The 7,346-nt window shown below is 70.0% G+C and carries 7 protein-coding genes; 3 read left to right on the top strand and 4 right to left on the bottom strand.

Annotated elements, in window-relative coordinates:
* Nucleotides 1–576: choice-of-anchor A family protein (locus tag ACFVQZ_RS36260; protein ID WP_383629152.1), on the bottom strand; the 576-nt coding region annotated here is incomplete at its 3' end.
* 245 nt (nucleotides 577–821) lie between these two features.
* On the opposite strand from ACFVQZ_RS36260, the gene uvrB reads away from it, so the two are divergent.
* From uvrB to ACFVQZ_RS36245, 3 genes are all read left to right on the top strand, one after another.
* Nucleotides 822–2,930, top strand: a complete 2,109-nt coding sequence (uvrB, locus tag ACFVQZ_RS36255) for an excinuclease ABC subunit UvrB (protein WP_378216403.1) — start codon at nucleotides 822–824, stop codon at nucleotides 2,928–2,930.
* A 278-nt stretch (nucleotides 2,931–3,208) separates the two neighbouring features.
* Entirely contained in the window at nucleotides 3,209–4,213 is a 1,005-nt protein-coding gene (locus tag ACFVQZ_RS36250; RefSeq protein WP_378232084.1) for a TerC family protein, read from the top strand.
* Nucleotides 4,213–5,343: a TerC family protein gene (locus ACFVQZ_RS36245; RefSeq protein WP_378232082.1), complete on the top strand. Its 1,131-nt coding sequence runs from the start codon at nucleotides 4,213–4,215 to the stop codon at nucleotides 5,341–5,343. Before ACFVQZ_RS36250 ends, ACFVQZ_RS36245 begins: the two co-directional genes overlap by 1 nt.
* Here ACFVQZ_RS36245 and ACFVQZ_RS36240 read toward each other — a convergent pair.
* The 3 genes from ACFVQZ_RS36240 to ACFVQZ_RS36230 form a co-directional block, all read right to left on the bottom strand.
* Nucleotides 5,340–6,311, bottom strand: a complete 972-nt coding sequence (locus ACFVQZ_RS36240) for an IS481 family transposase (protein ID WP_255179744.1) — start codon at nucleotides 6,309–6,311, stop codon at nucleotides 5,340–5,342. The two genes, ACFVQZ_RS36245 and ACFVQZ_RS36240, sit on opposite strands and share 4 nt — an antisense overlap.
* Nucleotides 6,287–6,874 carry a dihydrofolate reductase family protein gene (locus tag ACFVQZ_RS36235; RefSeq protein ID WP_383629149.1) on the bottom strand — a complete coding sequence of 196 codons (588 nt, stop codon included), beginning with the start codon at nucleotides 6,872–6,874 and terminating at the stop codon, nucleotides 6,287–6,289. Before ACFVQZ_RS36235 ends, ACFVQZ_RS36240 begins: the two co-directional genes overlap by 25 nt.
* A gap of 48 nt (nucleotides 6,875–6,922) precedes the next feature.
* Nucleotides 6,923–7,346: hypothetical protein (locus ACFVQZ_RS36230; protein ID WP_383629147.1), on the bottom strand; the 424-nt coding region annotated here is incomplete at its 5' end.

Below are 7,346 nucleotides of genomic sequence, written 5' to 3'. Positions count from 1 at the left end.
GAGCCCGGGGAGCGCGGTGTAGGGGCGCAGGGCGGCCTCGCGGCCGACGCCCTGCGTGACGGTGCCCGGGCGGCCCGGGGCGTTGCGGCTCTCGGTGCTCGGGGTCGCGCCGGTGATCTCGCCCCCGACGACGACGTTGCCGCCGCTCGACGCGTGGAAGCCCACCTGGGTGTTCGTCGCGGTCGCGAGGTCGCCCCCGACGACGAGCATGTCGGTCCCGCCGGCCGGGGTGATGGCCGAGCCGCCGCCCCCCGCGGTCCCCACGTTGAGGCTCCCGGCTCCCGAGAGGTCGGCGTCCCCGCCCACGACGACGCGGCCCTCGAGCTCTGTCGCCGTCGTGACGGTGAGGCCGCCCCCCGCCCAGATGCCGACGCCCGCGTCCTCCACGGCGGTGAGCTCGTACACACCGACCGGTCGCGTGGACGGGTCCGCGGTGCAGACGTCGTCGGCGGTGACCGTCGGCGCGGCAGCCAGCGGCTCAGCGGTCGCGGGCGCGGCGAGGCCGACGGTCGTCAGGGTGAGCGCGGTGAGGGCGAGCAGGGGGATTCCGCGGGGGCGCGCGGGGTGAAGGCGCATGGTGTCGGCTCCAGGTCGAGGGTTCGCTAGCGGCGCTGACTTACTGCTGGCGGACTCCGTCGCCCGTGGTCCGTGCGGTCAGGCTGCTCCACGGGCGTCGGGGAGCGGCAGGGTCGAGGCGACCCTAGAGGTTCCGAATGACACCTTCCAAATTACGTCGGGGTGATTTCCGGTCGTGGCTCCGAGGGGGTGCGTCGACCGCGCGCGGAAGGGTTCGTGTGGGTGGCTCGACGTACCGTGGACTCATGCGTCCCGTGACCGATCTCCAGCGTGCGACCACCCCGTTCGAGGTCATCTCCGAGTACCAGCCGTCCGGCGACCAGCCGACGGCGATCGCGGACCTCTCGCAGCGCATCCGCGCGGGGGAGAAGGACGTCGTGCTCCTCGGCGCGACCGGGACGGGCAAGTCGGCCACGACGGCGTGGCTCATCGAGGAGCTCCAGCGCCCGACGCTGGTCATGGCGCCCAACAAGACCCTCGCGGCGCAGCTCGCGACGGAGTTCCGGGAGCTGCTGCCCAACAACGCGGTCGAGTACTTCGTCTCGTACTACGACTACTACCAGCCCGAGGCGTACATCGCGCAGACGGACACCTACATCGAGAAGGACTCGTCCATCAACGACGAGGTCGAGCGCCTGCGGCACTCCGCGACCAGCTCGCTGCTCACCCGGCGCGACGTCGTCGTGGTCGCGTCGGTGTCGTGCATCTACGGCCTCGGCACGCCGCAGGAGTACGTCGACCGCATGGTCCGGCTCGACGTCGGCATGCAGGTCGAGCGCGACGACCTGCTGCGGCAGTTCGTGACCATGCAGTACACGCGCAACGACATGGCGTTCACGCGCGGCACGTTCCGCGTGCGCGGGGACACGGTCGAGATCATCCCGGTGTACGAGGAGCTCGCGGTCCGCATCGAGTTCTTCGGCGACGAGATCGAGAGCATCCAGACCTTGCACCCTCTCACGGGCGACGTGATCCGGTCCGAGCCGAGCATCCACGTGTTCCCGGCGACGCACTACGTCGCGGGGCCGGAGCGCATGGAGCGCGCGATCTCCTCGATCGAGGCCGAGCTCGCCGAGCGGCTCGACGAGCTCGAGCGGCAGAACAAGCTGCTCGAGGCGCAGCGGCTGCGCATGCGCACCACGTACGACATCGAGATGATGCGCCAGATCGGCACCGCGTCCGGGATCGAGAACTACTCGCGGCACATCGACGGCCGCGAGGCGGGATCGGCCCCGAACACGCTGCTGGACTACTTCCCGGAGGACTTCCTCCTCGTCATCGACGAGTCGCACGTGACCGTGCCGCAGATCGGCGCGATGTTCGAGGGCGACATGTCGCGCAAGCGCAGCCTCGTCGACCACGGGTTCCGCCTGCCGAGCGCGATGGACAACCGCCCCCTGCGCTGGGAGGAGTTCGTCGAGCGGATCGGCCAGACCGTCTACCTGTCGGCGACCCCCGGCGACTACGAGCTCTCGATGGCGGACGGCGTGGTCGAGCAGATCATCCGGCCGACCGGCCTCGTCGACCCGGAGGTGCTCGTCAAGCCGACCACGGGGCAGATCGACGACCTGCTGCACGAGATCCGCGAGCGGGTCGAGCGGAACGAGCGCGTCCTCGTCACGACCCTCACCAAGAAGATGGCGGAGGACCTCACCGACTACCTGCTCGAGAAGGACGTGCGGGTGCGGTACCTGCACTCGGAGGTCGACACCCTGCGGCGCGTCGAGCTGCTGCGCGAGCTGCGCCTCGGTGAGTACGACGTCCTCGTCGGGATCAACCTCCTGCGCGAGGGCCTCGACCTGCCCGAGGTGTCGCTCGTCGCGATCCTCGACGCCGACAAGGAGGGCTTCCTGCGGTCGCCCAAGTCCCTCATCCAGACGATCGGCCGCGCGGCCCGCAACGTCTCCGGGCAGGTGCACATGTACGCGGACAAGATCACCCCGGCGATGGCCGCGGCGATCGAGGAGACCGAACGCCGGCGCGAGCGCCAGATCGCGTACAACACGGAGCACGGGGTCGACCCGACGCCGCTGCGCAAGCGGATCTCCGACGTGACGGACATGCTCGCGCGCGAGGACGTCGACACGGCCGAGCTCCTGGCGGGCGGGTACCGGCAGCCGGGCAAGGGCGCGAAGGGCAAGGCACCGGTGCCCGGCGGGCCCAAGGAGGGCGCGTCGTCGGGCAACCGGCTCGCCGGCGCGGCGGCGAGCGACCTGGCCGAGCTCATCCAGGAGCTGAGCGACCAGATGCACGCGGCCGCGGGCGAGCTCCAGTTCGAGCTCGCCGCCCGGCTGCGCGACGAGATCTCGGGACTCAAGAAGGAGCTGCGGCAGATGCAGGCCGCGACCGCCTGAGGGGCCGCCGCTGAGACGACGGGCGCGCCGCTCACGGGCCACCGAGGAACAGTCCACGGTGGCACGGTGTTGTCACGTCAGGAGGAGCCATGGCCTATGCTGGCTCCTCAGCGAGGGGGAGTATTCCCACACGGTGATGTCGTCATCACGGCCGGCGCAGTCGTCGGCCCGGTGTCACCGGTCCCGCAACCACCAGCCCGCGTCCCGTGCGGGTGCGCGTGGCGGTGCGTGGCGGAAGAGACCTTCGGTACTCAGTGCTACGTACCGGAGGTTTCTGCATGGACGTCCCCGTCTGGGTCTGGCTCGTCACCGTCGGCGTGATCCTTGCGATGCTCGCCGTCGACTACGTCGGGCACGTGCGCACGCCCCACGCCCCGAGCCTGCGCGAGGCCACCTGGTGGTCCGCGGGCTATGTCGCCGTCGCGGTCGCCTTCGGCGGGATCGTCTGGGCGGTCTGGGGCTCGACGTACGGCGGTGAGTACTTCGCCGGCTACATCACCGAGAAGAGCCTGTCGGTCGACAACCTCTTCGTGTTCGTCCTCATCATGACGAGCTTCCGCGTCCCGCGGCTCTACCAGCAGAAGGTGCTGCTCATCGGCATCACCATCGCGCTGGTCCTGCGGACGATCTTCATCTTCCTCGGCGCGGCCCTCATCGAGAACTTCAGCTGGATCTTCTACATCTTCGGCGCGTTCCTGCTCTACACCGCGTGGACGCAGGTCAAGGCGGGCTCGGGCCACGACGAGGAGTTCCACGAGAACGGTGCGCTCAAGCTGACCCGCCGCCTGTTCCCGACGACGGAGACGTACGTCGAGGACAAGATGACGACGAAGATCGACGGGAAGCGCTACATCACCCCGATGCTCATCGTGATGATCGCGATCGGCAGCGCGGACCTCCTCTTCGCGGTCGACTCGATCCCCGCGATCTTCGGGCTCACGCAGGAGACCTACCTCGTGTTCGCCGCCAACGCGTTCTCGCTGCTCGGCCTGCGCCAGCTCTACTTCCTCATCGACGGCCTCCTCGACCGCCTCGTCTACCTCGCGTACGGCCTCGCGGCGATCCTCGGCTTCATCGGGGTCAAGCTGCTCATCCACGCGCTGCACAAGAACGAGGTGCCGTTCATCAACGGCGGTGAGCACATCACCGCCATCCCGGAGATCTCGACGGCGCTGTCGCTCGGGTTCATCGTCGTCGTGCTCACGATCACCACGGTCGCGAGCCTCGCCAAGGACCGTGCCGACCGTCGGCGCTCCGTCGAGAGCTCGGAGGGCTCACGCTGATGGTTCACGAGCTTCCCGTCTGGTTCGAGTGGGCGTCGCTGTCGGCGCTCGCGGTGCTGCTCCTCGTCGACCTGTTCGTCGTGGGGCGTCGCCCGCACGTCCCCTCGATGCGCGAGAGCGCGTTGTGGGTCGGCTTCTACGTCGCGCTCGCCCTCGTCTTCGGGGCGATCGTGGGCGCGGTCGGCGGTGCGGCACCGGCCGGGGAGTTCTACGCGGGGTGGCTGACGGAGTACAGCCTCTCCGTGGACAACCTCTTCGTGTTCGTCATCATCATGGCGCGGTTCGCGGTCCCGCGAGACCAGCAGCAGCGCGTCCTGATGGTGGGCATCATCGTCGCGCTCGTGCTGCGCGGGGCGTTCATCCTCGCGGGCGCGGCGATCATCGCGCAGTTCGTGTGGGTGTTCTACCTCTTCGGTGCCTTCCTCATCTACACGGCGATCAAGCTCGTGGCCGGCGGGGACGAGCCCGAGGAGTACCACGAGAACCGCGCCGTGCGGGCGCTGCGGAAGGTGCTGCCGCTGGGCACGCAGTACGACGGCGGCCGGCTGCGCACGATCGAGGACGGCAAGCGGGTCTTCACGCCGCTCGTCATCGTGTTCCTCGCGATCGGCAGCACCGACCTGCTCTTCGCGTTCGACTCGATCCCCGCGATCTTCGGGCTCACCCAGGACCCGTTCATCGTCTTCACGACGAACGTCTTCGCCCTCATGGGCCTGCGCCAGCTCTACTTCCTCCTGGGCGGCCTGCTCGAGCGGCTCGTCTACCTGCCGATCGGTCTCGCGGTGATCCTCGGGTTCATCGGCGTGAAGCTGATCCTCGAGGCGCTGCACGAGAACACGTTGCCGTTCCTCAACGGCGGGGAGCACCTCGACGCCGTGCCGACCGTCCCGATCTGGCTGTCGCTCGTCGTGATCATCGGTGCGCTCGCCGTCACCACCGTCGCGAGCCTGCTGCGGACGCGGGCGCTGCACGCCCAGGACGGCCCGGACGCGACGGCCGCCGCGAGCGACGTCGCCGGTCCCGTCGAGGACGCGGTCGAGGCGCCTGCGGACGAGATCGTCGAGGAGGTCGCGTCCGCGGGCGAGGCACCGCCGTGGGGCACGGGCCCGCAGGACGGCACCGCGCGCTAGCTGTACTGACCCGGGACGTTGTTCACGCGGTCGATGGGGCGTAGGCCGCCGATGCCGGTGTGGGGTCGTTCCAGGTTGTACCGGTCCAGCCAGATCGGCAATGCCTGGGCTCGGTCCTGGTTGGAGGTGTAGGGGCGGGCGTAGGCCCACTCGGCGGCCAGGGTGCGGTTGAGGCGTTCGGCCTTGCCGTTGGTCCAGGGGCAGTGCGGCTTGATGAACTTCAGTCGGATCCCGAGATCGGCCGCGGCGTCGCGGAACGCGTGGGACTGGCGGTAGTTCTTCGCGTTGTCGCTCAGGACGCGCTCGATGGCGATGCTGTGAGTGGCGTAGAACGCGGCGGCCCGGGTCAGGAACCCGGCGCAGGTGGTGCCCTTCTCGTCGCGGTGGATCTCGGCGTAGGCGAGCCGGGAGTGGTCGTCGATCGCGGTGTGGACGTAGTCGTAGCCGATCCCGCGCCCACGGACCTCTTCGGAACGACCGTGCGCGCGCCAGCCGCCGCCGTCAGGGATGCGGCCGAGCTTCTTGACGTCGATGTGCACCAGCGAGCCCGGATACGGGTGCTCGTAGCGGCGCGTAGTACGCCGCGTGGCACGGATGAGGTGCCCGGTGATCGGGTCGCACTCGGCCAGCAGCGGGGTGTGGTGACGGGCCAGGACCCGGCCCACCGTCGAGGCCGGCACCCCGACCCGGCGCGCCAGGTCGACCGGCCCGCGGCGGGCCAGGTGCCGCCAGATCCGGATCCTGGCCTCCACGCATGCCGGCGTGCGGTGCGGGCACGAGTGCGGGCGTGAGGACCGGTCGACCAAACCGGCCCGGCCGATCTGCCGGTAGCGGCGCCACCACCGCCACGCCGTGGTGCGTGAGACGCCCATCTCCGCGGCGACGTGCGCGACCGGGCGGCCTGCCGCGATGCGCTGAACCATGGTCAGCCTGCCGGCCGGAGTCAGCCGGGCGTTAGCGTGGGACACGAGAGACCTCCGTTGGTGCGAGCCGGGTTCCTAGACAGCTCCCACTCGACCCGGAGGTCTCTCGCTACGTCAACAACCTGCTGGGTCAGTACACCTAGGACGACGGGGAAGACGAGGAGCCGGTACTCGTCGACGAGGTCGTGCTCGGCCAGGCCGCTGACCAGGGTCCCGGACCCGAAGACGACGAGGGTGCCGTCGGTGCGGTTCCTCAGGCCCCGCACCGAGTCCGCAGGGTCGCCCTCGAGCAGGTGCGACCCCTGCCACCCGAGACCGTCCGCGGACGACGAGACCACGTACTTCGGCATGCGGTTCATCGCCGCGACCGCCGGCTCGGACTCGTCGGCGTCCGCCCAGGCGTCCGCGAGGATCTCGTAGGTGCGGCGGCCGAGCAGCATCCCGGTCGCTCCGAGCGTCACGTCGCGCATGAAGGCGTCGACGGCGTCGTCGCCCGCCGAGACCCAGCCGCCGTGCTGGAACCCGCCGTCGGGATCCTCCGACGGTGAGAGCGGCGACTGGATGACGCCATCGATGCTGACGAAGTTCGCGACGACGACGCGCCCCATGGTTCGACCCCCTCGTTCGTGCTGTCCTGGACATCGTATGGACCTCCATTACATCGGCATGACGGCGGCGAGGAACAGCATCGCGAGGCCGAGACCGAGGTCGAGCACGAAGCAGGCCTCCGCGAGAGAACGAGGCACGACGCGGTCCCGGACGAAGTGGACGACGTCCCACGCGGCGTGCCCGACGGCGGCCAGCGCCGCCAGGTAGAGGGCCGGGACGGGGCCCACCGTCATGGCCGTGAGCGCGACGGCGCTGAAGCCCAGGAAACCCAGGGCCTGGATGACCAGCTCGCGGCGGTCGACGTCGGCGCCCCGGAGCAGGCCGAGCACAGCGGACGTCACGCCCAGGACGAGCGCCGTCACGGTGGCGTCGAGCCCGGTGACGCGAGCGAGGACGACCGCGACGATCGCGCCTCCGACCACGATCCAGCCGCTGCGGCGTGGACCGATCGCACTGGTCGCGAGGTAGCAC

The sequence above is a fragment of the Streptomyces sp. NPDC057854 genome (assembly GCF_042797055.1).
Lineage (GTDB): Bacteria > Actinomycetota > Actinomycetes > Streptomycetales > Streptomycetaceae > Streptomyces.
This window is presented reverse-complemented; position numbering and strand designations above follow the sequence as displayed.

Bases quoted from the DNA above. Each gene is read 5' to 3' on its own strand.
- ACFVQZ_RS36250 (WP_378232084.1), top strand. From the start codon at position 3,209: ATGGACGTCCCCGTCTGGGTCTGGCTCGTCACCGTCGGCGTGATCCTT.
- ACFVQZ_RS36245 (WP_378232082.1), top strand. From the start codon at position 4,213: ATGGTTCACGAGCTTCCCGTCTGGTTCGAGTGGGCGTCGCTGTCGGCG.
- uvrB (WP_378216403.1), top strand. From the start codon at position 822: ATGCGTCCCGTGACCGATCTCCAGCGTGCGACCACCCCGTTCGAGGTC.
- ACFVQZ_RS36235 (WP_383629149.1), bottom strand. From the start codon at position 6,874: ATGGGGCGCGTCGTCGTCGCGAACTTCGTCAGCATCGATGGCGTCATC.